This window comes from Turicibacter sp. St.80E1 (assembly GCF_059728495.1).
In genome coordinates this window covers 1381717-1408222 of the sequence record NZ_AP039386.1, presented here as the reverse complement: position 1 = coordinate 1408222, position 26506 = coordinate 1381717, and the positions used below count along the sequence as shown (strand labels likewise).

24 protein-coding genes are annotated in these 26506 nt (G+C 36.5%); 19 read left to right on the top strand and 5 right to left on the bottom strand.

The window, feature by feature from the left end; translation table 11 throughout:
- The first annotated feature begins 110 nt into the window (after window positions 1–110).
- Together AC6I0I_RS06820 and AC6I0I_RS06815 are read left to right on the top strand one after the other, a co-directional pair.
- Window positions 111–611, top strand: a complete 501-nt coding sequence (locus AC6I0I_RS06820) for a GNAT family N-acetyltransferase (RefSeq protein WP_262953615.1) — start codon at window positions 111–113, stop codon at window positions 609–611.
- 676 nt (window positions 612–1287) lie between these two features.
- On the top strand, window positions 1288–2277 hold the full coding sequence (locus tag AC6I0I_RS06815; RefSeq protein WP_262953614.1) for an MFS transporter: 990 nt from the start codon (window positions 1288–1290) through the stop codon (window positions 2275–2277).
- 224 nt (window positions 2278–2501) lie between these two features.
- Here the strand turns inward: AC6I0I_RS06815 and AC6I0I_RS06810 are convergent, their stop codons facing one another.
- Entirely contained in the window at window positions 2502–4286 is a 1785-nt protein-coding gene (locus tag AC6I0I_RS06810; RefSeq protein ID WP_262953613.1) for a glycerophosphodiester phosphodiesterase, read from the bottom strand.
- Between the two features lie 285 nt (window positions 4287–4571).
- Here AC6I0I_RS06810 and AC6I0I_RS06805 point away from each other — a divergent pair, with 285 nt between their 5' ends.
- The 7 genes from AC6I0I_RS06805 to AC6I0I_RS06775 all read left to right on the top strand — a co-directional run bounded on the left by AC6I0I_RS06805 (window position 4572) and on the right by AC6I0I_RS06775 (window position 10490).
- Window positions 4572–4886: a hypothetical protein gene (locus tag AC6I0I_RS06805; RefSeq protein WP_161831668.1), complete on the top strand. Its 315-nt coding sequence runs from the start codon at window positions 4572–4574 to the stop codon at window positions 4884–4886.
- A gap of 565 nt (window positions 4887–5451) precedes the next feature.
- A complete protein-coding gene (locus AC6I0I_RS06800; RefSeq protein ID WP_161831667.1) occupies window positions 5452–5730 on the top strand; it encodes a hypothetical protein in 279 nt (92 codons plus the stop codon).
- A gap of 38 nt (window positions 5731–5768) precedes the next feature.
- Entirely contained in the window at window positions 5769–6047 is a 279-nt protein-coding gene (locus AC6I0I_RS06795) for a hypothetical protein (RefSeq protein ID WP_262953612.1), read from the top strand.
- A gap of 420 nt (window positions 6048–6467) precedes the next feature.
- On the top strand, window positions 6468–6644 hold the full coding sequence (locus tag AC6I0I_RS06790) for a hypothetical protein (RefSeq protein ID WP_202618724.1): 177 nt from the start codon (window positions 6468–6470) through the stop codon (window positions 6642–6644).
- A gap of 280 nt (window positions 6645–6924) precedes the next feature.
- A complete protein-coding gene (locus AC6I0I_RS06785; protein WP_161831665.1) occupies window positions 6925–7671 on the top strand; it encodes a DeoR/GlpR family DNA-binding transcription regulator in 747 nt (248 codons plus the stop codon).
- Entirely contained in the window at window positions 7668–8588 is a 921-nt protein-coding gene (gene pfkB / locus AC6I0I_RS06780) for a 1-phosphofructokinase (protein ID WP_161831664.1), read from the top strand. The genes AC6I0I_RS06785 and pfkB overlap by 4 nt, the downstream gene beginning before the upstream one ends.
- A 15-nt stretch (window positions 8589–8603) precedes the next feature.
- On the top strand, window positions 8604–10490 hold the full coding sequence (locus AC6I0I_RS06775) for a PTS fructose transporter subunit IIABC (protein ID WP_161831663.1): 1887 nt from the start codon (window positions 8604–8606) through the stop codon (window positions 10488–10490).
- Between the two features lie 194 nt (window positions 10491–10684).
- Here the strand turns inward: AC6I0I_RS06775 and AC6I0I_RS06770 are convergent, their stop codons facing one another.
- Window positions 10685–11320, bottom strand: a complete 636-nt coding sequence (locus tag AC6I0I_RS06770) for a hypothetical protein (protein ID WP_161831662.1) — start codon at window positions 11318–11320, stop codon at window positions 10685–10687.
- 152 nt (window positions 11321–11472) lie between these two features.
- Here AC6I0I_RS06770 and AC6I0I_RS06765 point away from each other — a divergent pair, with 152 nt between their 5' ends.
- Entirely contained in the window at window positions 11473–12069 is a 597-nt protein-coding gene (locus tag AC6I0I_RS06765; protein WP_161831661.1) for a glycosyltransferase family 32 protein, read from the top strand.
- 180 nt (window positions 12070–12249) lie between these two features.
- A complete protein-coding gene (locus AC6I0I_RS06760) occupies window positions 12250–12822 on the top strand; it encodes a hypothetical protein (protein WP_161831660.1) in 573 nt (190 codons plus the stop codon).
- A 45-nt stretch (window positions 12823–12867) separates the two neighbouring features.
- Here the strand turns inward: AC6I0I_RS06760 and AC6I0I_RS06755 are convergent, their stop codons facing one another.
- The gene (locus AC6I0I_RS06755) at window positions 12868–13626 is read right to left on the bottom strand and encodes an exodeoxyribonuclease III (protein ID WP_161831659.1); all 759 of its coding nucleotides are present in this window, start codon (window positions 13624–13626) and stop codon (window positions 12868–12870) included.
- A 194-nt stretch (window positions 13627–13820) separates the two neighbouring features.
- On the opposite strand from AC6I0I_RS06755, the gene AC6I0I_RS06750 reads away from it, so the two are divergent.
- The 4 genes from AC6I0I_RS06750 to AC6I0I_RS06735 all read left to right on the top strand — a co-directional run bounded on the left by AC6I0I_RS06750 (window position 13821) and on the right by AC6I0I_RS06735 (window position 16982).
- A complete protein-coding gene (locus AC6I0I_RS06750) occupies window positions 13821–15134 on the top strand; it encodes a GNAT family N-acetyltransferase (protein WP_161831658.1) in 1314 nt (437 codons plus the stop codon).
- 41 nt (window positions 15135–15175) lie between these two features.
- Window positions 15176–15412: a hypothetical protein gene (locus tag AC6I0I_RS06745; RefSeq protein WP_161831657.1), complete on the top strand. Its 237-nt coding sequence runs from the start codon at window positions 15176–15178 to the stop codon at window positions 15410–15412.
- A gap of 87 nt (window positions 15413–15499) precedes the next feature.
- Entirely contained in the window at window positions 15500–16516 is a 1017-nt protein-coding gene (locus AC6I0I_RS06740) for an alpha/beta hydrolase family protein (protein ID WP_161831656.1), read from the top strand.
- Window positions 16517–16697: 181 nt separating this feature from the next.
- Entirely contained in the window at window positions 16698–16982 is a 285-nt protein-coding gene (locus AC6I0I_RS06735) for a hypothetical protein (RefSeq protein ID WP_161831655.1), read from the top strand.
- Window positions 16983–17083: 101 nt separating this feature from the next.
- On the opposite strand, the gene AC6I0I_RS06730 is transcribed toward AC6I0I_RS06735, so the two are convergent.
- Window positions 17084–17578 (bottom strand): DedA family protein, encoded by a 495-nt coding sequence (locus AC6I0I_RS06730; protein WP_161831654.1) that lies wholly within the window; start codon window positions 17576–17578, stop codon window positions 17084–17086.
- A gap of 504 nt (window positions 17579–18082) precedes the next feature.
- Between AC6I0I_RS06730 and gshAB the strand changes: the two genes are divergently transcribed.
- A complete protein-coding gene (gshAB, locus tag AC6I0I_RS06725) occupies window positions 18083–19468 on the top strand; it encodes a bifunctional glutamate--cysteine ligase GshA/glutathione synthetase GshB (protein WP_262950629.1) in 1386 nt (461 codons plus the stop codon).
- A gap of 45 nt (window positions 19469–19513) precedes the next feature.
- On the opposite strand, the gene AC6I0I_RS06720 is transcribed toward gshAB, so the two are convergent.
- On the bottom strand, window positions 19514–20335 hold the full coding sequence (locus tag AC6I0I_RS06720; protein ID WP_262953611.1) for a hypothetical protein: 822 nt from the start codon (window positions 20333–20335) through the stop codon (window positions 19514–19516).
- Between the two features lie 463 nt (window positions 20336–20798).
- Between AC6I0I_RS06720 and AC6I0I_RS06715 the strand changes: the two genes are divergently transcribed.
- The 3 genes from AC6I0I_RS06715 to AC6I0I_RS06705 all read left to right on the top strand — a co-directional run bounded on the left by AC6I0I_RS06715 (window position 20799) and on the right by AC6I0I_RS06705 (window position 26463).
- Window positions 20799–21962, top strand: a complete 1164-nt coding sequence (locus tag AC6I0I_RS06715) for a CD0519/CD1768 family membrane protein (protein ID WP_262953610.1) — start codon at window positions 20799–20801, stop codon at window positions 21960–21962.
- A gap of 215 nt (window positions 21963–22177) precedes the next feature.
- Window positions 22178–22957, top strand: a complete 780-nt coding sequence (locus tag AC6I0I_RS06710) for an endonuclease/exonuclease/phosphatase family protein (protein WP_202618729.1) — start codon at window positions 22178–22180, stop codon at window positions 22955–22957.
- Window positions 22958–24960: 2003 nt separating this feature from the next.
- Window positions 24961–26463, top strand: a complete 1503-nt coding sequence (locus AC6I0I_RS06705; RefSeq protein WP_161831649.1) for a carboxypeptidase M32 — start codon at window positions 24961–24963, stop codon at window positions 26461–26463.
- The last annotated feature ends 43 nt before the right edge of the window (window positions 26464–26506 follow it).

Here is a 26506-nt window from a genome sequence, read left to right as displayed (position 1 = left end):
GAATTAATAACGCTTTAAAAACGATAATCATACACCCTCTGCATGAATCGACAATTTTTTTAAAAAAATAATATATTTAAGTTAAAAAGAAGTAAGAGGAGAGATTTAAAATGAATATAGAGTTATTGTCTAGTCGATTTAAAGTAAAATATATTGAAGAGTCTCAAATAGATGAGGTATATGAACTTTGTAAAGGGAATCCAATATATTATAAATACTGTCCTCCCTACATAACAGTTCAAGGAATAAAAAAAGATATGATTGCACTACCAAATGGTAAAACGTTAGAAGATAAATATTATATCGGTTTTTATGATAATAATAAGCTTGTTGCTATCATGGATTTGATTTCTAAATATCCTGATGAAGAAACGGCATTCATAGGATTCTTTATGATGAGCCAAGAGCGTCAAGGAAAAGGTGAAGGGACAAACATTATTACAGAAGTATACGGATATCTTAAAGAAATAGGTTTTCTGAAAGTAAAACTTGGTTATGTGAAAGGTAATTCTCAAAGTGAAACGTTTTGGAGGAAAAATCATTTCTTAAAAACAGGAATAGAAAGACAAGAAGAGGGTTATGTAGTGGTACAAATGGAAAAACAACTTTAATTAGAAACGTTGTGTTTTAAATAAAGGTTGATAAAATAGAAATTCCTCATGGTATCAATACATTGAAGTGATTTACAGTGCGAATGATTGATTGAATCAGAATTAGCAAAGGAACTAACACGACTAATGAAACAACGATACCCCTTTTAACAAAATCTAATGTTCCCTTAATCGTTAGAGCAGAGGTAGCAATAAGTGTGAGAATAGTTATCATGAATGGATTGACAGTAGGAACTAAAGTGGTAGCAATGACTTTCTTTTTTATAGAGCATCTCCTATTAAGATATCATTTAATACTGTTATATATTAGATGCCCAAAAATAATATAATTTTAGAGGATATCATGAGTAATTCAAACAACTAGAGGTTCTCCTGTTCTAATGGCTTCCTTTGAAATTATCAAGTAGATGGCTTATGCTTATCAATATATTATTTTTATCGAGTCTACCTAAGTTCATCTCATCGTAAAGATGAGCTGTCTTTAGGATGGAGTGAAACACGGGTATAGTGACTTTGGACAGCGGTAAACGTTTGAACTGTTTAACACTTATCGTTGGTCTGTACGGAATCTGTTTTGGACTATGCGGTAAACTCTCAGAGGTGACAAGGAGATTTTACGTTCTGCTGATGTGGGATACACATAGGGGGAATTTAAGGGAGGATAGGAGCTAAAAATATGAAGCAATTTTATGTGTATCGAATTTTTACGTTAAATCATTTTATGACGGCCATTTATGTCATTTATTTACGCTCCTTAGGATGCTCGTTTGTGAGTATTGCGGCTTTTCATACAGCTAAAGATTTAACTGTGATGGGATTAGAGATTCCATTAAGTTATCTTTCTGAAAAAATAGGATATAAATTTATCTTAGCGTTTTCGGGTATTTTTATGACACTTTCAATGTTACTCATGATGGGGACAACGAATCGGGCGCTATTATTATTAAGTTTTATTTGTCGGGGCATCGCTGTATCATGCGATTCCGGAATTAGTGATGCCTATTTATATGAGCAAGTAGGTGAACAACGCTATCCTATCGTTCAATCCAATACCCTCATGTGGCGACAACTGGTCGGATCAGCCTTTAAATTAATGGGGTCAATGGTTTATTCCATATTTCATCTGCTTCCATTTCTGCTCACGTTAATCAATAGTTTAATTTCGACAGGTACCGCATTGAGTTTCAAACAGATAAAGGTTAAACGAACTCCGCGAAAGGTGTCATTTAAACAGTTTAAGGGGACGGTCTTATCTCCTACCTATCTTGCTGTTGTTTTTCATAACGTCTGTTTAATTACTTTTTTAAGTTTAACGTTTACGTATGAATCGGTGTTACTTGTCGATCAAGGCCTAGATGCTAACTATTTAGGGATTGTGACGTGTTTGAAATTAATGGTAAGCTCTTTTGGTGTCCATCTCGTTAAAAAGTTTGCATCTATCAAAAATAGTTCCAATTTTTATTTGGGATTATACGTGATTTCAACCGTTGCTATCTTAGGATTAGGGAGTCGGACGTCTATTTTAGTCATTAGTTTATCAATCTTAGTGATTTCGGTCGTAAATGGGGTAATGTTTCCCTATCGAAGCATTTTATTAAATAAAGTGATTCAAGATAATCGGGCAACGTTGTTGTCTATTCAATCTCAAGGTCAATTTTTTATGTGAGCCGTTTTATCGTTAGGAATGAGTTGGATAGCAAATCTTGTTTCCCCTTCATTTGCGATGGTAGGCTTAGCTGGATTAACATTATCCTCCATTTTAATCATGCGAGGATGCTTTTATCCGGTCATGAGAACCGTCGATGAATGGAACGAGAACAAAGTGAAGTCAGTCGCTTAACGGTTAAAAATTAAAGATAAAAGGGATCACCCATTTGGGGATCCCTTTTATCATGAAGGTTTGAAAAAAAGTTGATTGATAAGCATAATGTAATGGTCATTCAGATGTGCCATTTGTTTTTTTAAGAGGGTGGGATTATCGGTCACAATCCCATCGACTTGCATCGCAATCATCGTTTGCATTGTGGCTTCTTTATTGACCGTCCACGCATAGATTTGTTTTCCAGAATGATGGACCTGACTGATGAGGGCATAAGAGATAAAGGACGCCTCAATCGAATAGTAGTCAACGTCTTTTAAATTTTGATAATCCCCGTAAGCAAGTGCCGTAATATAGACGGTTTGGATGTCGGGGTTAATCATTTTAGCGACTTGTAAAACACGGTAATCCATGGATCCAATAAGACATTCATCTTCCATTTTGTTTTCCTCTATTAAGTCAATTACCTTTTGAGTAATCTCGGATGTTTCTTCATTGACTTTGATTTCAATCATGAGTGTCAGTTTTCCTTTTGCCTTTTTTAAGGCTTCCTCTAGCGTGGGGATCGGTTCCCCGAAAAAGGCGGCATCAAATCGTCCTCCTACTTCTAATTGCCTGATTTTTTGATAAGTTGTCTCGGTTACTTTTTGATCATAACCAGATGTTCGTTTCAGATTGGAGTCGTGCATCAAAATCACTTCTTTGTCTTTGGTCATCTGAACATCAATTTCTGCCATATCAGCACCATGTTGAATGGAATAATCAAGAGCAGCTAATGTATTTTCAGGAACATAGGTTGCTGAACCGCGATGAGCAATAATTTGAATATCATCTGAAAAGTTTCTCCGACCAATCGAGAGGAAATTAGGACTAATGAGCCCACTACCAATGAGGAAGAAAATCCCGATCATGACTCCTTTGAGAATCGGATGTTTTGTCATTTTTGACGCGCAGCCTTTTATCGGAGGAAGATACGGGGCTGGGGTAATGAGGTAAAGAGTATGGATAAAGGCGCACATCAAAATTAAAAAGAAGGACGGTGCAATAATCGTTAATATACTTTTAATGGTTAAGGCTATATTTATAAAGATTGTCGATGCCTCTGTTGGATGAATGATTTTAATGGCAAGCGCACTTATTAGAATTAGTCCGCCATAAAGCCCCATAAAGGCTATTCCGATAAGCAGAAGATAGTTCAGGGTGTAGAAACGAAGAACTACTGTTTTCGATGAGCGTTTAACACTTTCCTTCGCTGCCCGAATGAAGGGCAACTTTTGATAGACCACCCCTTGGAGGGTAAAGCAAAAACGAATGTTAAGTAAGGCTAGAGCAGAGATGAAGAGAAAATAAACAGGATGAAAAGGCGCCCGTTGGTACAATAAATCGAATAAAAATTCGGTAATTGAAAAATCTTTTAGGAAATAGTATTTAAATAAAAAGGAAGAGATAGGGATGATACTCGTTAGAAAAAGGAGGAGTAAAAGGTTTCGAGGGGCTAGAATATTTAACGCCCCTTTTAGGCTTCGTGTAATGGTTTGAAAAAGCGAAAGTCTTTGATGATGAGTAGCTGCTTGTAAAAGGAGGAGAATAGCGTAAACTTCTAAAAATAATACATATCCAAGACAAATAATCATAAAAAAGCCTAAGATTAAAACACTTGGTGAAAGGCAAAAATGAACCGCTTGCTTGGCGCTCAGATAAGTCATATTCAACTTTTGCATAATCGTTGTTAAAATTGAAAAAAAAGATGGCACGATGACTGCCAAAAGAAGCAATTTATGTATAAGCTCAAAAAGAGCAAGTGTTAGGGCATTATATTTGAGATAAGTGAACGTTTCTTTAATCAAATGGGCCATGGTTGCAACCTCCATATCTGTCGTATTACTCCATCATATGCAAAAAGGAAAATAAACTTGCTTAGGACTAACAGGAATTAATGAGGAATGGTGCACACCCATCATGAGTTTTAACAACGACCATTCATCAAGTACTAGGTGGTCCAGTTAAAAGGGACGAGGGGGTAAGAATAGTATGTACATATTTTGGTAAAATTATGAGCGAGTTAATCGATAAAATCCTTTTCTTTAAAAACACAAAAAAAATTTGTATAATAGGATTGAGCGAAAGGAGCAAATCAAAAGATGAAGACTTATTACACAACGAATTTTGATTTTTATTATGATGAAAATATGATGGATATTCCGCAAGCGGTGTTAGAGAGTGAGCAATTGTCACCCGCTGCTAAAAATATTTATATTTACTTTATTTATTTAATCACGGAGAAGGTGGAAGATATTTTAGGCGTTTTATCGCAATTAGAAGAGGCGCGAAATGATTTAGAGGCCGGCTTGTCTGAACTCCTAGCGTGTGGGTTAATAAAAAAAGAAGTCAGATGTAATGAATCAGGTGAAGAAGAATTACATTATATTGTGACTAAGGAGTTAGCAAGAAAGTGATGGACGAATCACTATTTTCTTAAAAAGGGGCCTTTTAATTATCGTGAATTTTTCATGAAAATGAGCTATAACTTTGACGATGGAGGAGTTTGTTTTAAAAGCGTCCAACATCGTTTTTATTATGAGATAAACGAAAGAGAGGGGGGAACGACCTTTAGTGTTTCATGTAATAAATAGAATTTAACCACCTCAAACTTTTATAAAAAATGGGAAGGAAACCGTTAAAAATGAAGAAGATCAAAAAGACGGATCACTTTCTCAAGTTAAATTTCAATTGACTGCATAAAAGAGCACATTTTTTTACAATAGGTGATTAGAAGAACCCCGTCTACGGATTTAAAACGAAGACGAGGTTTTTTTATTATTTTTCTTCCAAACAGAATTCGACAATTCGATTATGGTTAGCGCTTACTCGAAAAGAGGGGAGGATGAAATAGAGATTGTGTACGTTTTCACAGGCTTCAATTGAACTTTTTTTCACAATATTATTGTTAAAGAATTCACAACATGCTATACTACAGACATCAAGCAAAGATTAATTAATACGTGAGAGGGGTTTTCAAGGATGAGAACAGAGAAAGAATTTATCAACCGAATTAAGGAATGTCCGATGGATGTTAAAATCAGGGGGAATCGTCAAAGTATTATTTTATCTTTCGATGAAACAGAAGTGAAGTTCCCAGTTGTTGATTATATTTATACACGATTTGTGTGTTCTTTGTCTCATGCTCAAATCTTATCAAAAGGTAAACTAGAAGAGTTGAGTTTAAAAAGTTTCGAGGCGCTCGCAACAGCAGCGATTAATCGAAAAGGATCAAGTTTTGATTTGACATTTCAAGCGTAAGCGTGGATATAAAGGGGAAAAATGAAGGAGGAAATCAAATGAGAACAGAAAAGGAATTTATTAACTATATTAAGGAATGCCCAATGGAGGTTAAAATTAGGGGGAATCGCCAAAATATTATTTTGTCTTGTAAAGATACAGAGGTAAGATTTCCGGTTGTTGATCATATTTATACACGATTTATTTGCTCGCTTTCAGAGGCACAAATTTTATCAAAAGGCCATCTAGAAGAAATGGGATTACCAAGTTTAGAAGCATTAGCAACAGCGGCGATGAACCGTCAAGCGTCTAGCTTTGACTTAGTATTTGAGGCCTAATAAGGGAAATAAAAAAGCTAGATATTAATCTAGCTTTTTTATTTGAATGTTTTTAGTCGAACCTTGTTGAACTCACGGACGATTTGAAAGATAAGGCAGTGATGTTTTAAAAGATGAAGACAGGTAGATTAAAGGTTTGTTTTAACTATAACGTCTATGAGAAAACCTCGAAGGGCTTAGTGGCTTTGGGTGATTAATTTTAAAAAGAAAGCGTAGACAAAACGGTTAGAATTTATCTAGCTTTAATCATTTGGACTAATCGGAGGAAAGCGGTTGATAGAACTCCTTATCTAACTTCGTATAAATCGAATGGGCGGAATGGATTTTTGACCAGAGGAGGAAAAAATAAAGAGTTTTAGGCATATTTTTATGAGGATCTTCTTATAATGAAGTATCAACTAATTAAAGGAGCCTATAACGATGAAAAAATTTGAGTACCGATTAGAAAACTTAGCGATTGATATAAAGACAGTTTTAAATGTGGCAAATCAGGAGTTAACGGAAACGTTAAAACAAAAATTAGATGAACTTGGGCAAGAGGGATGGCGCCTTTGTGGAGTTAATGGTCATTTGTATTATTTTACACGTGAATTATAACTAGTATTCATTGAATAAAGAGGGAGAGGGATACCTGATCAAAATGAGGGGCCCCTCTTTTTTTGTTATGTAATGAACGAATATGGATGTTTATGAACGAAAGTGAATGAATTTGAATGAAAACGATTGACTAAAGGTGAGGATTTCGTTAAAATTGAATTGTAGGAAACGGTTTCGAAAAAGAGTTATAGAGGTGTTCAAGACATCCATGAAATGAACGTGTTTAGAAGGTCCCTCATCACGGGAAGTTAAACGAAATAGGATATTGGAGGTGAGGCTTTTGATTACGGAAAAAAGACATCAATTAATCTTATCGGAACTCAAGGAGAAAGGATCGGTAAAGGTCGCTGATCTTGTGGAGAAGTTTAATTTTTCAGAGTCAACCATCCGTCGAGATCTTGTTCAACTTGAAGCACGTCATTGTTTAAAGCGTGTTCATGGGGGTGCAATCCCTGTTCTTAATAAATTTGTTGAAAAAAGCTATCAAGATAAAAAAAGTCAATTTATTCATCAAAAAGATGGGATGGCAAAGTATGCAGCCTCGTTTGTTCAGGATGGAGAGAGTATTTATCTTGATTCAGGAACAACAACCTTTGAGATGATTAAATATTTAAAAGAAAAGGATATTGTGGTAGTGACGAACGGACTCTCTCATATTGAAGCGCTCATTGATCATGAAATTCCATGCTTTATTCTCGGGGGAAGAGTGAAACACAAGACAAAGGCGATTATCGGATATGAGGCGCTAACCTTGTTACATCGTTATAAATTTGACAAGTGTTTTATTGGAAGTAACGGGGTTCATCCCATCCACGGTTTTACCACCCCAGATCCAGAGGAAGCCTTGATTAAAGAGCACGCGATTAAATCCTCAGCAACGACATATGTCTTAGTTGATGAAAGTAAGTTTGGTGAAGTAAGTTTTACAAAGTTTGCGGACTTAGAAGAAGCGACTATTATTACAACAGGAAGTCTTGATCTTAAGGCCTATGAAAAAATAACGATAGTAAAGGACGTGAAAATATGATATATACAGTAACTTTGAATCCATCGATTGATTACGTCGTGAATATGGAGCAATTAGTTGAGGGAATGGTAAATCGGGTGAGCACCGAACATTTTTATGCGGGTGGAAAGGGAATCAATGTGTCTCAAATTCTGAATCAGCACGGAATTTCCAATCGTGCATTAGGTTTTATTAGTGGATTTACGGGAAATTTTATTGAAGGAAGCTTAAAAGAAAAGGGCATTGATACCGATTTTATTCGATTGAGTGAGGGATACTCTAGAATCAATATGAAAATTAAAACAACGACAGATGAAACAGAGATTAATGGAATGGGACCGCATATTCCAAAAACAGAGATTGATAAACTGTATCGGCAGTTAGATTTATTAACGGCGGATGATACGTTAGTGTTAGCGGGAAGCATTCCGGCGACGCTACCGGATGATTTTTACGAAAAAATGATGGAGCATGTACAGGATCGAGGAGTAAAAGTAGTCGTTGATGCCACTAAAAATTTATTATTAAACGTCTTAACCTATCGTCCTTTTTTAATTAAACCTAATCATCATGAAATAGCAGAGATGTTTGGGGTAACGATTTCAACCACGGAAGATTTGCTTCAGTATGGGAATCGCTTGAAGGACATGGGGGCGCGTAACGTCTTAATTTCAATGGGAGGAGACGGAGCAATTTTATTAGCTGAAAATGGTGAGGTATACCGATCAAATGTTCCAAAGGGGGTCGTAAAAAATTCAGTGGGAGCCGGGGATTCGATGGTAGCGGGGTTTATTGCCGGTTATGAAAAAACTCAATGTTATGAACAGGCGCTTCGTCTTGGAGCAGCGAGTGGGAGTGCCACAGCTTTTTCAAGCGATGTAGCGACAGCAGAGGAGATTTTAGCCTTAGTAAAGGAAATTGTTGTTCAAAAACTATAAAATGGAGGGGTTCATATGAGAATTATCGATTTGTTAAGTAAAGACTCAATTAGTCTTCGTTTACAGGCGAAAAATAAAATGGAGGCCATCAATGAATTAGTTGATTTAGTAGATGCTAGTGGTCACTTAACTGATAAAAAGGCGTACAAGGAAGGAATTATTGCGCGTGAAGAGCAGAGTACAACCGGGATTGGAGAAGGGATTGCCATTCCACATGCTAAAGTAGCTGCAGTGAAAAAGGCATGCTTGGCGGCCGCTGTTAGCCACGTGGGGGTTGACTATGAATCGTTTGATGGAAGTTTAGCTCATTTGTTTTTTATGATTGCTGCACCTGATGGGGCAAATAACACGCACTTAGAAGTCCTATCGCGATTATCAACGATTTTGATGGATGAATCCTTTAGAAAGAAACTGATGGATGCCAAAACAGTGGATGAATTTTTATCATTGATTGATCGAAAGGAAACAGAGGCGTTTAAAGAGGAAACAGAAGAAGTTATCGAACAAGGGGGGAATGAAAAGGCATCAAAATATCCTCAAGTATTGGCAGTCACAGCGTGTCCAACTGGAATTGCGCATACGTTTATGGCGGCAGAATCACTTAATAAAAAGGGGGCAGAGTTAGGAATTTCGATTAAGGTTGAGACGAATGGATCAGCAGGAATTAAAAATGCGTTAACAAAAGAAGAGATTGAGCATTGTGAAGCTATTATTGTTGCGGCTGATAAAAAGGTAGAAATGGCACGATTCAATGGTAAACGTGTGATTCAAACAAAGGTTGCCGACGGGATTCACAAAGCAGAAGAATTAATTAACCGGGCAGTAAATGGAGAGGCACCCATTTACTATAATTCGTCAGCGACACAGGATGTAGTGGAGGAGTCAACTGAAAGTTTCGGGCGTCAATTATATAAACACTTAATGAATGGTGTTTCAAACATGTTACCTTTCGTTGTAGCTGGAGGAATTTTAATTGCCCTTGCCTTCTTATTTGATAATCGCGAAATAAACCCAGCAAATTTTGGATCAAATACGCCGTTTGCTGCTTTCTTTAAAACGATTGGTGATGCAGCCTTCGGATTTTTATTGCCTGTGTTAGCAGGATTTATCGCGGTTAGTATCGCGGATCGCCCAGCTATGGTTGTTGGTTTCGTTGGTGGATTGTTAGCAAATGTAGGTGGCGCTGGATTTTTAGGGGCGTTACTTGCCGGATTTATTGCCGGTTATCTTGTTGTTGGATTAAAGAAAGTTTTCTCATTTTTACCATCATCACTTGAAGGGATTAAACCTGTTCTGCTTTATCCTTTATTTGGAACATTGCTTGTCGGAGTCATCATGACGTTTATTGTAAATCCGCCAGTTGCCTTTGTTAATCAAGGGTTGACTAATTTTTTAAATGGATTAGGAACGAGTTCAGCAGTTATTTTAGGAATTGTTGTGGCTGGAATGATGGCGATTGATATGGGAGGACCATTTAATAAAGCGGCTTACGTTTTTGGAATTGCTTCATTAGAATCTGGAAATGAAGCAGTTATGGCGGCTGTCATGGCCGGGGGGATGGTTCCACCTTTAGCCATCGCATTAGCCACAACGTTCTTTAGCCAACGTTTTACAAAAGAGCAACGTGATTCTGGAAAAGTTAATTATGTCATGGGACTCTCTTTTATTACGGAAGGGGCTATCCCATTTGCAGCGGCTGATCCATTAAAAGTCATTCCTGCTTGTGTGGTTGGTTCGGCGATTGCTGGTGCACTAACGATGATTTTTAATTGTACGTTGCCAGCACCACACGGTGGAATCTTCGTATTACCGGTTGTAGGAAATGCCCTCATGTACCTTGTTGCGATTGCCGTAGGTTCAATAGTCGGTGCTTGTATTTTAGGTGCTTTAAAGAAAAAATAATGATGAGTGAGTGTTGGTTGGATACCGAGGACTCGAAAAAAGACCCCAGGCAGAGATAGCTGATCTATCTTCGGACCTGGGGTCTTTTGTATAGGATTGGGGAGGCTAGGTCAACATACAATGGGTGACAGTGGTTGATTAGACAACCAACCTGGCGATAACTTTTTGTATGTTCCAACTTCCCGTTAGACGTTTCATTTTATTTCATCTACATGAAGCTGTCCATTTGCGACTAAGAACTCTTCAAACAACGGAAGCTTCTCTTGAAGTTCTTGACAAAATTGTCGCCATTCAGGCAATCGATGATGGTGACGTTGTGACCAAATGTTCATGAGTTGCAAATAGTTAGTTGTAATTCTTCCTGTCATTTTTAATCCCGCTGGGGTCGAGTACAGGAGTTTCAGATAATCTTCTTTAGACTTCGTTTGCTGATAATGTTTTTGAAGCTCTTCTAGACGCTCGATAATAAGAGGGTCTGTATAGTCGTTAAACGCAGATTTTAAATCAAACTGGCTAATTCGATGCATGGTACTCATCCCAGTAATGATGTCAGCAAAATGGTACCGTTGAAACTCAATCCAAGCTTTATTTGTAAAGGTGATATCCATATTCACGACAATCCCCTTCGCAAACGAACAATGTCCACTATTTAACGGAGCGCGTAACAGCTTTAGAGCACGTCGGTAAGGGTGAGACTCCTTTGCATTCCCTTTTAAAGAATTCAGTTGTTGTAAAACAATTTCTTCCTGATAATCCTCAATCATCGCATACCCACTCGCAATAAGGGTCTCCTCTAAATCATAGACGCGTAAATGAGAAATAATCTCCATTTTTTCTCCTCCTTTTTACAATTTAAGATTAAAATAACATGCGAAGAGATGAGGGAGCAAGGAAAAATAACAAATTTCTAATAATCGGTAGAAACGATGAACGATTTATTAGAAAATACATATAATAATAAAAAGGAAAGGAGTCGATCGACATGAGTCAAATAATTCCTAAAATAATTCATCAAATATGGTTAGGAGACGGTGATGTTCCAATAAAATATTTATCGTTTATTGATTCGTGGAAGTCACATCATCCTGATTGGGAATATCACCTATGGACGGTGGACCATCTGATTCCCTTGAGAAACCAAAGAAGTTATGATCAAACGACAGATGTCGTGCAAAAGACCAATATCGTTCGTTATGAAGTTCTTTATCAATATGGTGGAATTTACGTTGAATTAGATACAGCCTGTTTTAAAAATATTGAACCTTTATTGGATGATGTCGAATTTTTTGTGGAAACTAAAGATGATTTTTATTTTTCTAATGAATTGATGGGATGTACGCCACATCACGAATTAATGGGCGAATTAGTGGAAGGAATTTCTCGTTCTTTACAGACAGAGGGCTTAGCCCCAATTGATGAGCAAAGCGGTAGCCTTTATATGATGAAGTACCTTCTTTGGATGCCAGAGGTCACCATTTTGGAGGAGGCTATGTTCATTCCATCACATACCGAGTTGCTTCAGCCTGAGGATGGCTCATACTGCTATCGTTCAGCGCGATTCGTCCCCTCTTTAGGATAAATTGCTTTTTTTGACGCTTTACGAGTGCTTCTACTATAACATATGATAAGGCGTCATAGATAGTCACCGTTTAAGAAAAAGAGAACGTAGTTTTTAAATCCAGGAAATACCCCTTGACATAGATAGACAAGTTCCTTACGAGTCGCATGTTAGACTAATGACGATGAGAGGGGGATGCGGATGAAAAATCCAAAATCGTTTACGACGTTTTTAGAAGGGTTTAACTTAGGAACCATTCTATCATTAATTTTATTGGGGAGCATTTTATTAAGTAGTCAATCTATTCAAGCATATAGTTTAATCTTAATTCTTATCTTAACGTGTGGTGTTGTCATTGGGGTGGTTAGGCAATACTTGCTGATTCAATTAACATTAATGAAAAATATGAGCCATTCCTTTAAGCGCTCGCAAAATCAAATTCCAAAACGTTTATTAGAGATGAAAAATAATAAGTTACTCGACGCCCTACATTTATTAGCAGGGATTAGCTTACGGTTGCGAATGAACATGGGGGGAGTTGCTTTACTCACCGTTCTTTTGTTAATGACGCTATTTTTACCAACCGTCTATACGTATTATTTTTCTTCGAAGATGTTGATTGTGAGTTTAATTTGGAATCTTGCCTTTATCATTTATACGTTTAAAATAGTAAGTGAAATCAAGGAAAATTATTACTATCTTCAAGATCAGATTAATTATTTATTAGAAGTTAATCAATTTAATCCGGCTCACATGGGGCAAAAACAAAGCTAACCTTTGATAAATAAGAAATGGACAAGTGCAAGACTTGTCCATTTCTTATTTTATTGTGAGTGTGAGACCAACTGGGCAGTGATCAGATCCTAAAATTTCTGGATAAATAGTAGCTGTTTGTAAGCTTTCTTTTAGACGATTAGAAACAAGGAAATAATCAATGCGCCAACCCACGTTTTTAGCACGTGCATTTGCACGGTAAGACCACCAGGAATAACATCCTTCTTGGTGCGGGAAAAAGTAGCGAAAGCTATCAATAAATCCTTCTGAGAGTAAATGGGTCATTTCCTCACGCTCTTCTTTTGTAAATCCTGCATTTTTTTGATTAGTTTTAGGGTTTTTTAAATCAATAGGTTGGTGGGCGACGTTTAAATCCCCACATAAAATAACAGGTTTTTTCTTGTTAAGTTCGACTAAATAATGGCGAAAGTCACGTTCCCAACTTAAGCGATACGGTAACCGGGCAAGTCCGTTTTGGGAATTTGGAGTATAGACATTTACGAGATAAAATTCATCGTATTCTAACGTAATGGTTCGTCCTTCTTGGTCGTGCTCCTCCAGGTTGATTCCATAAAAAACCGACGTCGGACGGTGTTTAGTAAAAATGGCTGTTCCGGAATAACCTTTCTTTTGGGCATAATTCCAGTATTGGTAGTACCCCTCGAGTTCTAAGTTGATTTGTCCTTCTTGTAACTTTGTTTCCTGAATACAAAAAAAGTCAGCATCGATGGTTTGAAAAAAATCTAAAAATCCTTTTTTAACACAGGCGCGTAATCCGTTGACATTCCATGAGATAAATTTCAATTTTATTCCTCCTTTTTATGAAAGAAAGTTTATCGTACCTTGCGATAAAAGTCTACTAAAATGGACGATGTTTGAAAAAGATGTTGAAAAATGCAAAATCCTTTTTATAGGGGAGGGCACATAAAAGAAGCTAAAAAACATAAATTAATAGCATGATAGGGTTATGACTTTTTTGTAAGATGGGAGAGATCGACATGAACTTATGTACAGATCATTGCCAATTAATTGAGAAACATAAGGGAGGAGACCCCTCTCATTTGCAAGCATCGTCTTCTTCAAAAAGGGAGAAAAATGAAAAAATCGTTGATTTTGAATGGGAGGTTAGGCTAACAAAGAATCAGCAAACGATTGGGGGGGTACAGCTTAAATCACTCCCTGATACAGTGAGCGTAGAGTTAGGGTATGATAACTTAGAAGTTTTAAGGCAATTAAACGTTATCGAAGAAATTTTGAGAAAGTTAGTGGACTTTTCTTTTTTGACGTTAAAAGTTCCTCGATTGATGATGATGGTTCGCTCGATTGATTTTGAGTTAACTAAAGTAGTAAAAAAACTTGGGATGAGGTTAGATGAGAAGGTAAGCATTGGGGGCGCTGTTTTCTCAAAATATAGTTTAACTCATCCGATAAATGAAAAAGTTCCTCTCTTAAAAATGCGTTCAAGTGCGCAAATCCAACGAGAGGTACTTGAATTTGTAAAACGTGAAGCGGAAATTCGTATTTTAATACAAACAGGATTACGATTAAATCGCGATGCTCCTCTTGATATTATGAGAGATTACCGCTTTTGTTTAGGGGTAAAAAGTGAAAAATTGCACCGTTATACGGAGGATTGTTCATGGATGGAGACATTTGGGGAATTGTTAGTCGTTAAAAAAAATAAGTTAACCCCGTCTCATCTTCTTTTTCAAATGCAATTTCAAGATGGAATTCGCCTTGATTTTGAATTCCTAACGCTCGATAGACTAAAGGAATATGTTATCTCAGAAACATTGTATCGAGTGATTTTAGACAAGGATCATCAGTTGCCACTAAATACTCAGACTCATCTGTTTCCTAGCCGTGTTTCATGCCCGACGGAAGAGGAGTTTCAGGAGTTACTGAATGACATTTGGTGGAATCAAATTGAGGTTGCTAAGGCATTGTATCGTGAAGAGGTGACGCTAGTTGGGTCACTTTATGAGAAACTTTTAACGGAGGGGCTAACAACCCTATTAGGCTGGATGGTTGAAATTAAATATGATTGGAAGGTTGATTTAGGCCGAAAAAATAGGTGGTTAAAACGTTATTTATCAGATACTAGCTATCAAGAGTATCTTTCACTGTATCCTAATCAAAGTTATGGGGGGATGTGGGAGCGTTTGTTTTTGATGAAGTTATTCGTTGAAAAATATGCGAAAAAAGTGGCAGGGGTTCTCGGATACACCTATGATGTTGAACAAGGGGAAAAAGTAGCTAAATTTTTACATCGAATCAATTCTTTACCAAGTAACGCCAGTGAATTTCATTAATCATGACGTAAACGTCGGGCGAAAGTCAGGGGGAAATTAAGATGGCAGAAATTATTTTATTAATAGTGATTGCTGGATTGGTTTTAGGGGGGCTTTGTTTGTTGTTTGTCGGATTAGGTGTCTTCCAATTGATGATGAAAGGGATAGCATTAACGAGGATTACCGTGATTTTTAGTTTAGGCGTCTTAGTTGTTCTTTTGTGTTTAACAGTTGGTCATGTTATAAGGGTGATAAGTTATTTTGAAGCCCTTTTAAAAGCAAAAACTCATGAAAGATAGTCCCCCCTCCTTATCTTTAATACAAGGGTTCATTTGAGGAGGCAACAAAGGAAAAATAGGATAATGCATGATTGAGGGAGGAAGAGGATGAAAAGTAGGAAGAGGATGATCGGTTGGATTGTTTTAGGAGGAGCGCTTAGTTTGTTTCTTCCGTTGTTAGTGATTGGATGTTTGTATGAGAGGCAATATGGGGAAAGAAATGAGACTCCGGAATATTTAATGTATGACCTCTCAGTATTTTCAAATTTAGAACGTAGTCCTATTTCTTTTGAGTCTAATGACGGTCAATTATTAGCAGGATATGTATATACAAGTCCAGAGAATGACAACCCATTGGGGACCATTATTGTATCTTCAGGAATTGAAACGGGGCATAACGCGTATTTGCCAGAAATCAATTATATGGTAAATAGCGGGTATCGTGTTTTTGCCTACGACGGAACAGGGAATGATGAAAGTGAAGGAGAAAGTACCGGAGGCTACTTACAGGCAGCTATTGATTTGGATTATGCGATTCGTAAGGTGAAGGAAGATAAGCGGTATGGTGACTTACCGGTGATGCTATATGGTCATGGAAGTGGTGGATATGCGGTTGTATCTGTTTTAAATCATCATCAGGATATTACCGCTGTCGTCGAACAATCGGGCTTTTATGCTTCAACGGATGCGATGCCTTATCACTTTCAATGGTTAAAGCCTTATATTAAACTTTATGAGTATTTAAAATATGGAAACTATGCTCGGGAAGACCATTTAAATGTATTGATGCATACGAATAGTCATGTTCTTCTTCTTCATAGCGAAGACGATGAGGTGACAAGTTATGAGCAATCCTTTTTTAAATATGAACCGTTGCTATCGGCCCATGATCATTTAACGTTCAGACGCTATCAAAATCGTGGCCATGATGTCGTTCTTGATCAACGACTTATAAAGACGTTAAAACTACAAGTGGATGCGGATTTAGCGGAAGAGAAGATGTCGCCCACACTAAAAAGGATGTATCAACGGGTTTTTTATGACGCGAAAAAAAATTTAGATGTTGCCGTAATGCAACAGATTATTGATTTTTATAATCAATGGATATATGCAGAATATGAATAATCAGTGAAATTAGGATAAACCTCTATAGTTTCTCTTCAGCGGTAAAGGTCAATGGGCGATAGTAAAAAATGATGAACAAATTTCTGACCTTTACCTTCTATTTTTAATGGAATGATTGAACCCATCAAGTATTCAGTTTATAATACAAAAAGAGAAGTAAGAGGAAAGAAGGTAATGGTCGTTGGTTTTATATGATGTGTTAATGGTTATTTCTATTTTATGTGCACTTTTGGTCACAGGAATGATGATTTGGCTAATGAATCGTGCTAATAAGAAGATTGAGCGTCAAACGCGAGAGATTCAAGGAAAAGTTGAACAGTTAAGAGCAGTGCCTGATCGATTAAAGGTAGAGATTGGGGACAAATTGGAGGTAGTAAGGGGAAGGTTAAGAATTTGTTACAAGATGTTAACGTTTATTGGACGTAGAAGAAAACAAAAACGACTAAAAAAGAGATTGTTAAAGTAAAGTGTCTGTCTGTAAAATAAAAAAACCTCAGCTTAATAGTGAACCATAAGGGTTAGATTAAAAATTATATCGTTAAAGGTTCCTATTCGTTTGAGGTTTTTTTATAAAGAGCAGGCGAAAATGTATCCGAGGAGAAGGAGAAGTGAATTCCAAATCGCAATGCCCCCCATCGAGAACCACAGGTATGATTGAAAAGGGACCTGAAAGACACCTGCCATGAGTGAGATAAATGTGCGTACGGTTGGAATTGTTCGACCAATTAAACAAGTGATGGCCCCATAGCGCTCACTCAACTCCTTCGCTTTGTCTAATCCCTTCTGAGTGGGTGGAAATTTATAATAGAAATAATTGTACATGGGGCGACCAAATTTTAGAGCAATCAGATAATATAGAAGACATCCGCAAAGACTGCCAATAAAGGTTGTAAAAAAGATGGTAAGAAGATGAAATGAACTTTGCTTTGTCAAGTAACCGATCGTAGCTAAAATAAGATATGAGGGAATTCCGGTAAGGTTTAAGGCCTCTAAAAACATAATCACAAAAATAAGCAGAGGCCCATACTCATTAAAATAAGATAAGATCTGGGATATTGTCATGAGGTAGACTCCTAAATTTAATTTTTTAAATTTATTATACCATAAAGAAAAAAGTAAAAACAAGTTGGGTGAATCCACATCTCCTATTCAAAAGATCAGGTGTATTAGGCGAGAAAGTTTTATTAAAATGTGCTATGATGGGGGTGGAGATAAGTGTGATTTGGTATAAATACCAAGGAGGAATCATAAGGTATAAATGGTTCAATCTTTTTAGAAGGACACCCCTTTTCATATAAGTGGGGAAAGCATCTAAGCCTGTCACTTAGTAGGGCTTCGTCATCTATATTTAGCAAGACTTAAAGGTTTTCTATGAAAAGATAATTTAGAATTTGTATGTACACCAACCGAAGGAACCATATATTTTATTAAACAGACTGAGTTGTTTAATCCATTCGGATTGGATGACGAATCATTAAATAGAGATGTGAGGAGATTTAAAGTGATCGTCTCGTACAAGTCGTATTGAAAAGGAATGGACGATTTGGGAGAGGAGGTAAAAAGGGAATGTTATTGGAATTGAAAGAAAAACTAACCGTTGAAGATTTATACCACGGAAATTTTGGAATTGAACGAGAGGGACTGCGCGTGACACAAGAGGGGAAACTCGCAGATACCCCGCACCCAGAAGTGTTCGGTGATAAGTTGAAAAATCCGTTTATTACAACCGACTTTTCCGAGAGTCAAATTGAAATGATTACCCCTGTTTGTCAGACGATTAATCAGGTGCATCGCTCCTTAGCTTCTCTTTACCATCAGACAATAAAGGGGCTACAAAGGAAGGAATATTTATGGCCGCAATCGATGCCCTGTTTGTTAGAGGAGAAACAAGTAGTTGCAATTGCCCACTTTACTAGTGATGAGGAAGGAAGGGCGCTCATGGCGTACCGAAAATTATTATTAGATAAGTATGGGGCTAAAAAACAATTGATTTCTGGGATCCATTACAATTTCTCATTTAGTGAAACATTGCTGAAAAAATTATTTTTAGAAAGAGGAGCTAGCCAATCTTATCAATTATTTAAAGATCAAGTATATCTTAAAATTGTCCGTCAATATTTGCGATACCGCTGGTTGCTTATTTATTTTTTAGGGGCTTCTCCGGTCATCGATACAAGTTATTTAAGTGAATGTAAAGCTCCGCTAAAACAAATCGCGAGAGATAGTTTTTCGTATGAGGGAGCAATTTCCTTTAGAAATAGCTCAGATGGGTATCAAAATAAAGTCCCAATTTATGTTGATTACAAGGATGTAAAAAGTTACGTTCGCTCTTTACAGACGTATATTGATAAACAGACACTGTTCAGTTACAAGGAGTTTTATAGTCCGATTCGTTTAAAGGCACGGAATCCTCAACGTTTTATGGATTCATTAAAACAGGAGGGGATTTCCTATCTTGAAATACGCTCAATCGATCTTAATCCATTTGAACCACTAGGAATTTCTAAGACGGATTTACAATTTATTCATTTGTTTATCTTATTTTTATTGGAGAGTGAGGAGGTCGAGGTGGAAAACTGGCAACAGGAAGCTAACTTCAATGCAGAGCAAATAGCAAGAGAAGGACGTTGTTCTTCACTTCGACTTAAGCGAAGGGATGAAGAGGTTTTAATGACTGAATGGGCATTAGAAATATTGAATAAAATGAAACAAATTAATGATACATTTGGACTTTATCAGGAAGCAATGATGGATCAAAAGGTAAATCAGTTACGCTACCCGGAAGAAACAATTTCAGGGAAAATGGTAGAACTAATGAGGCGGAGTAGCTATCTCGATTTGAATTTAAGTTTAGCGCGTCGATATAAGGATAGTTTAAAACACCATTTGGTTTTAGGGAAAAGGGTAAAGACAGTGGATTTAGGCAAGGAAAATGAGACGTGTTTAAATTAAAAATGAAGGAGAATTCTATTTTAAGGGGGTTCTCCTTCATTTTTTTTATTGTGAAACCTGTTCAATTTCATCGAGAATTCCACTTAGGCGAAGGGCTAGTTCATCTAATTGAAGTTCTTTAAATTTTAAATCCTCCTCTGTTGCAAGTTGTTGTTGTTTACTGCGTTTGAATTGAGATGTTTCATCATTCTCAACCGCAATATAATTTGCTTCAAACGCTTGCAACAGTTCTTGCGTTTCGTGTAAATCTAAAAGAATCATCGTCTTGGTGTATCCTGATGTTAAAAACTCCGTAGCAACATTAAAGGCTGAGTTAACAGGGTGTTTAGTGAGTTGTTTATCAATTGCTTTGAAGGTTGTTTGAATGACTTTCGTATAATCAGTTTCATTTGGGTTATGAAGGTATTGCTCAACCGTGTGTACGGCTTCCGTCATTATTTTTAAAGAGGTTTCATAAAGCGAAGAGGTGTCCTGTGAAGACATATGTTTAGATAGCTTTTCTTTAAGGTTAGTTAAAGGTGTGAGAATTTGTTTAGAAAGAGTCTCAGTATAAGGTCCTGTTTCTTCGGCAAGAATATTACGTTGGGTTCGTAATTCTTTAATATTTGTTTGTAGACTTTGAATCTCGGACTCTAACATGCTACGTTCTTCATGAAGCATGGTTAGTTGAGAAGTGGCATTAGCAAGGGTAGGCGAATCTGCCTCTAGTAATTTGGAAACAGGTGTTGCTGTTGTTCGAGCTAAATCGAGTTTAATAGCAGATGTTTGAATCTGTTCGGGTTGGTGTTGGGTAAAGCTTAGGAAGATTCCGCTGACGACTACTAATCCCCCAACTAAGCTAATAGGTATCATTTGTTTAACGTTCATAATAGCCTCCTAAAAAACTAGTTTTTATTAGTATGTCCGTTTACAGGGGATTTTTACGATAAAATTCAAAATAATAGTAAATAAGAGAGATAACTTTTTGGGGGAAGAAATGAAATTTCACTTAGAATTAGGCGAGAGATGATAGGCGATGGTAAAAAACATAGAGTATTGTCGTTGATTGTCAGAAGAGTTTTTAATATAATAAGAGTAATATCAATCAGTTAGACTAAATCTAATTTCTAATCATTTGATGGGAGAAAAGCATTTAGACTGACTATAATCTGATTGGAAACATCCCATCATTTCGTCGTTTAGTTACTAGAGTATATGTAAACAGTGGTTCCGTTTTTTGAAATGAAATTTCCTACTTGAAAAATAAATTTAGGATAAAGGATTGATCCACGCAAAGATTAGTAGGGAAACGCCTAAAATGATGTAAATAACTAAGATAGGAGATGGAAAAATGAACCAATCACGGAAACGGGTACGCTCTGTTAGTTTAGAAACCTTTATCTTTTTGGGAGTAACCCTTGGCATCTTTGGATATATCGCCAGTCAAATGGGTGTTGGAATCATGTTTAGTGTTATTATGAAGACGGCCCATGACCTATTACTACAAACTGTGTTTTTAATTATGGCATTGGCCGTGTTAGCTGGGGCGCTTAGTGCGCTATTATCGGAGTTTGGAGTCATTGCTTTAATCAATAAATTATTATCTAAGGTTATTCGCCCGCTTTACGGATTACCAGGAGCAAGTATTATAGGAGCGATTGCTACTTATTTATCGGATAATCCCGCTATTATTGCGTTTGCAAAAGATAAAGAATTTCAACGTTTTTTTAAAAAACATGAAATTCCAGTTCTTTGTAATTTAGGAACAGCGTTTGGGATGGGGTTAATTGTTACAACTTTTATGGTGGCATTGGGCCCAGATTACATTGTGCCAGCGTTACTTGGGAATGTTGGAGCCATTGTTGGGAGTATCGTCAGTGTTCGCCTCATGCTTTCCTACACAAAAAAATATTATGCGAATCAAGGAATTGAAGATTTTCAACAAGATGAGGTGATTGTTGTTGAAGACTATCGTGAGATTCGTGAAGGAAACCTGTTCCAACGTATTCTTGATGCCATGCTTGAAGGAGGAAAGAACGGGGTCGAAATGGGAATGTCAATCATTCCTGGAGTTTTGATTATTTGTACACTTGTTATGTTGTTAACATTTGGTCCCTCAACGGATCCGCTGACAGGAGAGTCTGTTTATTTAGGGGTCGCTTATGAGGGGGTAGCTCTTCTTCCAGCCATAGGTGAAAAGCTCATGTTTTTGTTAAACCCATTATTTGGATTTACTAATGCGCAAGCTATTGCGGTACCTGTCACTTCCCTAGGGGCTGTCGGAGCAGCGATGTCGCTAATTCCACAATTTATTACTGAAAATATTGTAACGCCTAATGATATTGCAGTATTTACTGCGATGGGAATGTGTTGGAGTGGATATTTAAGTACCCATGTTGGAATGATGGATGCACTTGGGGTAAGACAATTAAGTAGTAAGGCAATTATGGCCCATACAATTGGAGGAATCGTTGCTGGAATGGTTGCTCATTTCCTATACATATTTTTTATTTAAAAAGTTACCGCGAGGTAACTTTTTTTGGAATAGCAACCACACAAATGAAAAGAATAGTTAAGGAATATACTTCAGATGAGGATAGTTTTATTTAAGAGATGTTGGAAAGTAGGAGTGGTAAAGAAATAAAACGGTAGAATAAATTTTATAAAGTAAATAAATATTCTCATGAATGAAGAGTAAAGGATCGAAAGGAGGAGTAATAGGTGAAAATTATGACATTTAATCTCCGTTCTGATTCAGTTTTAGATGGTAAAAATCGTTGGCGTCATCGGAAGGAGATTGTGTGTGATATTTTAGAAAAATATAGTTGTGACATTATTGGTCTTCAAGAAGTAACCGTCAAGATGCGGGCAGACCTAGAAAAAAATTTGAAAGGATATCAGATTATCGGAAGGCCAAGGAGTAAACGATTCTTTATTGAGCATAATAATATCCTTGTCTCAACCAAGCATACGATTTTAAGCCAGGAGACATTTTGGTTATCTAGAAATCCTCAGAAAGTTGGAAGTTCCGTATGGTATTCTATTTTTCCGCGAATTTGTACAACAGCAAAAATCAAATTAAGCACGGGAGAAGTAGTGAGGGTGTATAATACACATTTAGATTGTTATCTATCTCCTGCAAGACAGTATGGGTTGAAAAAAATTATGCGCTATATTGAAAAGCAGCATGCTTTAGAAAAACTACCCGTGATTCTTATGGGAGACTTTAATGCAAATCCCCATCACCGTGTCATTCAAACAATCTTTGGTGAAAAATACAATACGCAACAATTGGTTGCTGTGCAGGAAAAAGATCCGAAAATTTATCATCAGGCAACAATGGGACGGTTTAAAGATCGTGAGCGTGGAATGCATTTAGATTACATCTTTGTTTCCCCTGAGTATGAAGTTGAGCGAACACAGATTATCAAAGATAATCAAAATGGAAGATTTCCATCGGATCATTATCCATTAGTAGCAGATATTTGTTTGCAAAGAGGTAATGGATAGAAAAAGTTAATATCCAATTTTGACACGGAAAGAACACATCTTATTTAAACAAGTGTGCCATAATAGAAATTGTCTTGAAGAACAGGACACTACCCCAACAAAAATATTATAAAGTTCTCCCCAAAAAAACTTTATAATATTCTCTCTTTTCATCCCAATATTTATAAAGCATCCCCAAAAAGAAATCTTATTTGATTTCTTTTTTTATTTGTTAAAACTGAGGGGGGGAAGAGACACAAGTTTTTATATGGCAATAATGCGGTAGAAGATAAAGGATCACCTTAAGAATTAAACATCTTTCGAGGAAAGGAAGAGCCGTTAGCCTGTATTAACTAGACGCCTGCGGTTATTTAGCCCTAACTATTCGACAGTATAAAACAAAAAACACAAAAAAGACACATTTCAAAGTGCAAATATGCTATAATAATAAATGTCTTGAAGAACAAGACACTACCCTAATTAAAAAATTACGAAGTTCTCCCCAAAAAAACTTCGTAATATTCTCTCTTTTCATCCCAATATTTATAAATCATCCCCTGTTTTAAGAGGCTCGTAAGAGCCTCCTTTTTTTATCATGCTTGAGATAGTAAAGAAGGAGTTCGTGTGTGGAACTTTATCATAACAAGGCTGCTTATTTACTCTCAACGTTTATCGATAATAAAAGAGAAAAAACACAAAAAAGACACATTTTGAAATGTAAATATGCTATAATAATAAATGTCTTGAAGAACAAGACACTACCCTAATTTAAAAATTACGAAGTTCTCCCCAAAAAAACTTCGTAATATTCTCTCTTTTCATCCCAATATTTATAAATCATCCCCTGTTTTAAGAGGCCTTAGGGCCTCCTTTTTAATTGGTAGAATAAAACACGAAAAAGACACAACAATAGATAGAGAGTATGGCATAATAGTGAATGTCTTGAAAGATAAGATACTATCCTAATTTAAGAAGTTATGAAGTTCTCCCTAAACAACTTCATAATATTTTCTCTTTTCATCCTGATAGTATAAATCATCCCCTGTTTTAAGAGGCTCATAGGAGTCTCCTTTTTTTGTAGAGAAGATTGAAAAAGGGCGAAAAAACACAAAAAGGACACATGGTATCAAAGAGTTGTGTTATAATAATAAATGTCTTGAAGAACAAGACACTACCCTAATTAAAAAGTTATGAAGTTCTCCCAAAAAACTTCGTAACATTCTCTCTTTTCATCCCAATATTATAAATCATCCCCTGTTTTAAGAGGCCCGAAGGGCCTCCTTTTTTGTGTGAAAAAATGAAACCGATGGGTAAGTTAAGAAGAGAGGCGATCATGATTAGACGATATTGTTGTTTCATTATTGTAGAATCTAGCTATAATGGTGATAAAAAACGACAAAAAAAAACACAAAAAGGACACATTGTGTAAAAGGATTGTGTTATAATAATAAATGTCTTGAAGAACAAGACACTACCCTAATTAAAGAATTACGAAGTTCTCCCCAAAAAAACTTCGTAATATTCTCTCTTTTCATCCCAATATTTATAAATCATCCCCTGTTTTAAGAGGCTCGTAAGAGCCTCCTTTTTTATGTAGGTAAGAAAAATTTCCAATTTTAAAAATAATATTTAGGTTGAAATGTGAAATGATTGGTATGGGACTAAGACCTGTGTTTACCATGGGAAGTTTAATGATAGGTATGTGGGGATAGAGTGATCGTTTCTTATAACGAATTAATCTTTTTTGATAAAAAACGACAAAGAACACATGAAAGACACATTTTGAAGTACAAATATGCTATAATAATAAATGTCTTGAAGAACAAGACACTACCCTAATAAAAAGTTACGGAGTTCTCCCCAAAAAAACTTCGTAATATTCTCTCTTTTCATCCCAATATTTATAAATCATCCCCTGTTTTAAGAGGCCCGAAGGGCCTCCTTTTTTATATTTGAAAAAACCCCAACCAAAAATAGAAAAATATGGTAAAATATTTAAATAGAAGAAAAGAGGGGGAATGATCTTGGATAGAGAAAAAGCATTGAGGTTTTTAAAGGAACAAAGAAAACTCATGAATTATATGAATTCGACGTTAAGTGTTGTGTCGTGGGATACTGAGGTAATGGCTCCTGAGGAAGCAATCGATTATCGAAGTGAAGTGATTGGGTACTTATCGTCTAACTATCATCAGTTAACAACGGATTATAGAATTGAGCAAGCTCTGGGTGTCTTATTGAGTGAAGAGGATAAATTTAATCTGTATGAGCAACGCTTGATTGAAGAGTTTTATAATATTTATTATAAAAATAAAAAAATACCGGAATCCCTGCAAAAGGAATTATCGATGGCGACAGCGATAAGTAATAAATCTTGGAAAAGGGCGAAAGAAAAAGGTGATTATGAACTTTTTAAACCCCATCTTGCGCGTGTTATTGATTTGTTAAAACAGCAAGCAGTATGCGTGGGGTACGAGGGGCATATCTATAACGCCTTTTTAGATAACTTTGAAAAAGGGATGACAGTAGAGGAGTTGGACGAGATTTTTGCTGACCTTAAAGAGGGGCTTGTTAAACTTTTAGCGGAGTTAAAGGAGGCAAAGCAACTGTCATTCCGTCGGCCTAAAGGGCCATTTTCAAAAGAATCGCAATCTCAGTTGGCGTTATATATACTCAACCAAATGGGATATCGCATCCATGAAGCAGGGCGACTTGATGAAACAGAGCATCCTTTTACAGCTTTTTTAGGGCCCAAAGATATAAGGATTACCACACATTATTATGAAAATTCAATTGAAGGTGCGTTGTTTAGCACGATTCATGAAGGCGGGCATGCTATTTATGATCAAAATATGCCTCATGATTGGGCAGAATATGGGGTGAATGAAGCGCCATCGATGGGACTTCACGAATCTCAATCGCGTTTTTACGAAAATATAATTGGGAGAAGTTTACCATTTTGGAGAGCTTATTTTCCAAAATTACAAGAGTTTATGCCGTCTTATCAGTCGGTTTCTTTAGAGGAGTTCTACCAAATGATAAATGAGGTATCTCCTTCGCTTATTCGGACGGAGGCAGATGAGATAACCTACTCGTTACACATTATTATTCGCTATGAAATTGAAAAATTAATGGTGAGTGGAGAGGTTGGCATTGACGAACTTCCAATGATTTGGAATCAAAAGTATAAAGAGTACTTAGGCGTGGAGCCGAAAAACGATGCAGAGGGATTAATGCAAGATGTCCATTGGGCTGAAGGGATGATCGGTTACTTTCCAAGCTATGCGCTAGGAAACCTATACGGCGCTCAGTTTTATCATCAGATGAAAAAGGAACTTCCACAACTTAAGGATGAGATAGAATCAGGGAATTTATCAATTGTTTTTGAATGGTTGAAGCAAAATGTTCATTCGTATGGAAAGGTGTATACCCCTGGACAATTGGTTGAACATGTGACCAAAGAGCCGCTTAATCCTAAGTATTTCTTAGATTATTTGCGTGAAAAATATCTAAATTTATATCATCTATAATATTGAATTAATGCTTTAGCCCTTTGTGGCATATAATCCAACG

Excerpts from the sequence above, each read along its gene's own strand:
- AC6I0I_RS06820 (WP_262953615.1), top strand. The coding sequence starts at position 111 with ATGAATATAGAGTTATTGTCTAGTCGATTTAAAGTAAAATATATTGAA.
- AC6I0I_RS06815 (WP_262953614.1), top strand. The coding sequence starts at position 1,288 with ATGAAGCAATTTTATGTGTATCGAATTTTTACGTTAAATCATTTTATG.
- AC6I0I_RS06810 (WP_262953613.1), bottom strand. The coding sequence starts at position 4,286 with ATGGCCCATTTGATTAAAGAAACGTTCACTTATCTCAAATATAATGCC.
- AC6I0I_RS06805 (WP_161831668.1), top strand. The coding sequence starts at position 4,572 with ATGAAGACTTATTACACAACGAATTTTGATTTTTATTATGATGAAAAT.
- AC6I0I_RS06800 (WP_161831667.1), top strand. The coding sequence starts at position 5,452 with ATGAGAACAGAGAAAGAATTTATCAACCGAATTAAGGAATGTCCGATG.
- AC6I0I_RS06795 (WP_262953612.1), top strand. The coding sequence starts at position 5,769 with ATGAGAACAGAAAAGGAATTTATTAACTATATTAAGGAATGCCCAATG.
- AC6I0I_RS06790 (WP_202618724.1), top strand. The coding sequence starts at position 6,468 with ATGAAAAAATTTGAGTACCGATTAGAAAACTTAGCGATTGATATAAAG.
- pfkB (WP_161831664.1), top strand. The coding sequence starts at position 7,668 with ATGATATATACAGTAACTTTGAATCCATCGATTGATTACGTCGTGAAT.
- AC6I0I_RS06775 (WP_161831663.1), top strand. The coding sequence starts at position 8,604 with ATGAGAATTATCGATTTGTTAAGTAAAGACTCAATTAGTCTTCGTTTA.
- AC6I0I_RS06770 (WP_161831662.1), bottom strand. The coding sequence starts at position 11,320 with ATGGAGATTATTTCTCATTTACGCGTCTATGATTTAGAGGAGACCCTT.
- AC6I0I_RS06765 (WP_161831661.1), top strand. The coding sequence starts at position 11,473 with ATGAGTCAAATAATTCCTAAAATAATTCATCAAATATGGTTAGGAGAC.
- AC6I0I_RS06760 (WP_161831660.1), top strand. The coding sequence starts at position 12,250 with ATGAAAAATCCAAAATCGTTTACGACGTTTTTAGAAGGGTTTAACTTA.
- AC6I0I_RS06750 (WP_161831658.1), top strand. The coding sequence starts at position 13,821 with ATGAACTTATGTACAGATCATTGCCAATTAATTGAGAAACATAAGGGA.
- AC6I0I_RS06745 (WP_161831657.1), top strand. The coding sequence starts at position 15,176 with ATGGCAGAAATTATTTTATTAATAGTGATTGCTGGATTGGTTTTAGGG.
- AC6I0I_RS06740 (WP_161831656.1), top strand. The coding sequence starts at position 15,500 with ATGAAAAGTAGGAAGAGGATGATCGGTTGGATTGTTTTAGGAGGAGCG.
- AC6I0I_RS06730 (WP_161831654.1), bottom strand. The coding sequence starts at position 17,578 with ATGACAATATCCCAGATCTTATCTTATTTTAATGAGTATGGGCCTCTG.
- gshAB (WP_262950629.1), top strand. The coding sequence starts at position 18,083 with ATGTTATTGGAATTGAAAGAAAAACTAACCGTTGAAGATTTATACCAC.
- AC6I0I_RS06720 (WP_262953611.1), bottom strand. The coding sequence starts at position 20,335 with ATGAACGTTAAACAAATGATACCTATTAGCTTAGTTGGGGGATTAGTA.
- AC6I0I_RS06715 (WP_262953610.1), top strand. The coding sequence starts at position 20,799 with ATGAACCAATCACGGAAACGGGTACGCTCTGTTAGTTTAGAAACCTTT.
- AC6I0I_RS06710 (WP_202618729.1), top strand. The coding sequence starts at position 22,178 with ATGACATTTAATCTCCGTTCTGATTCAGTTTTAGATGGTAAAAATCGT.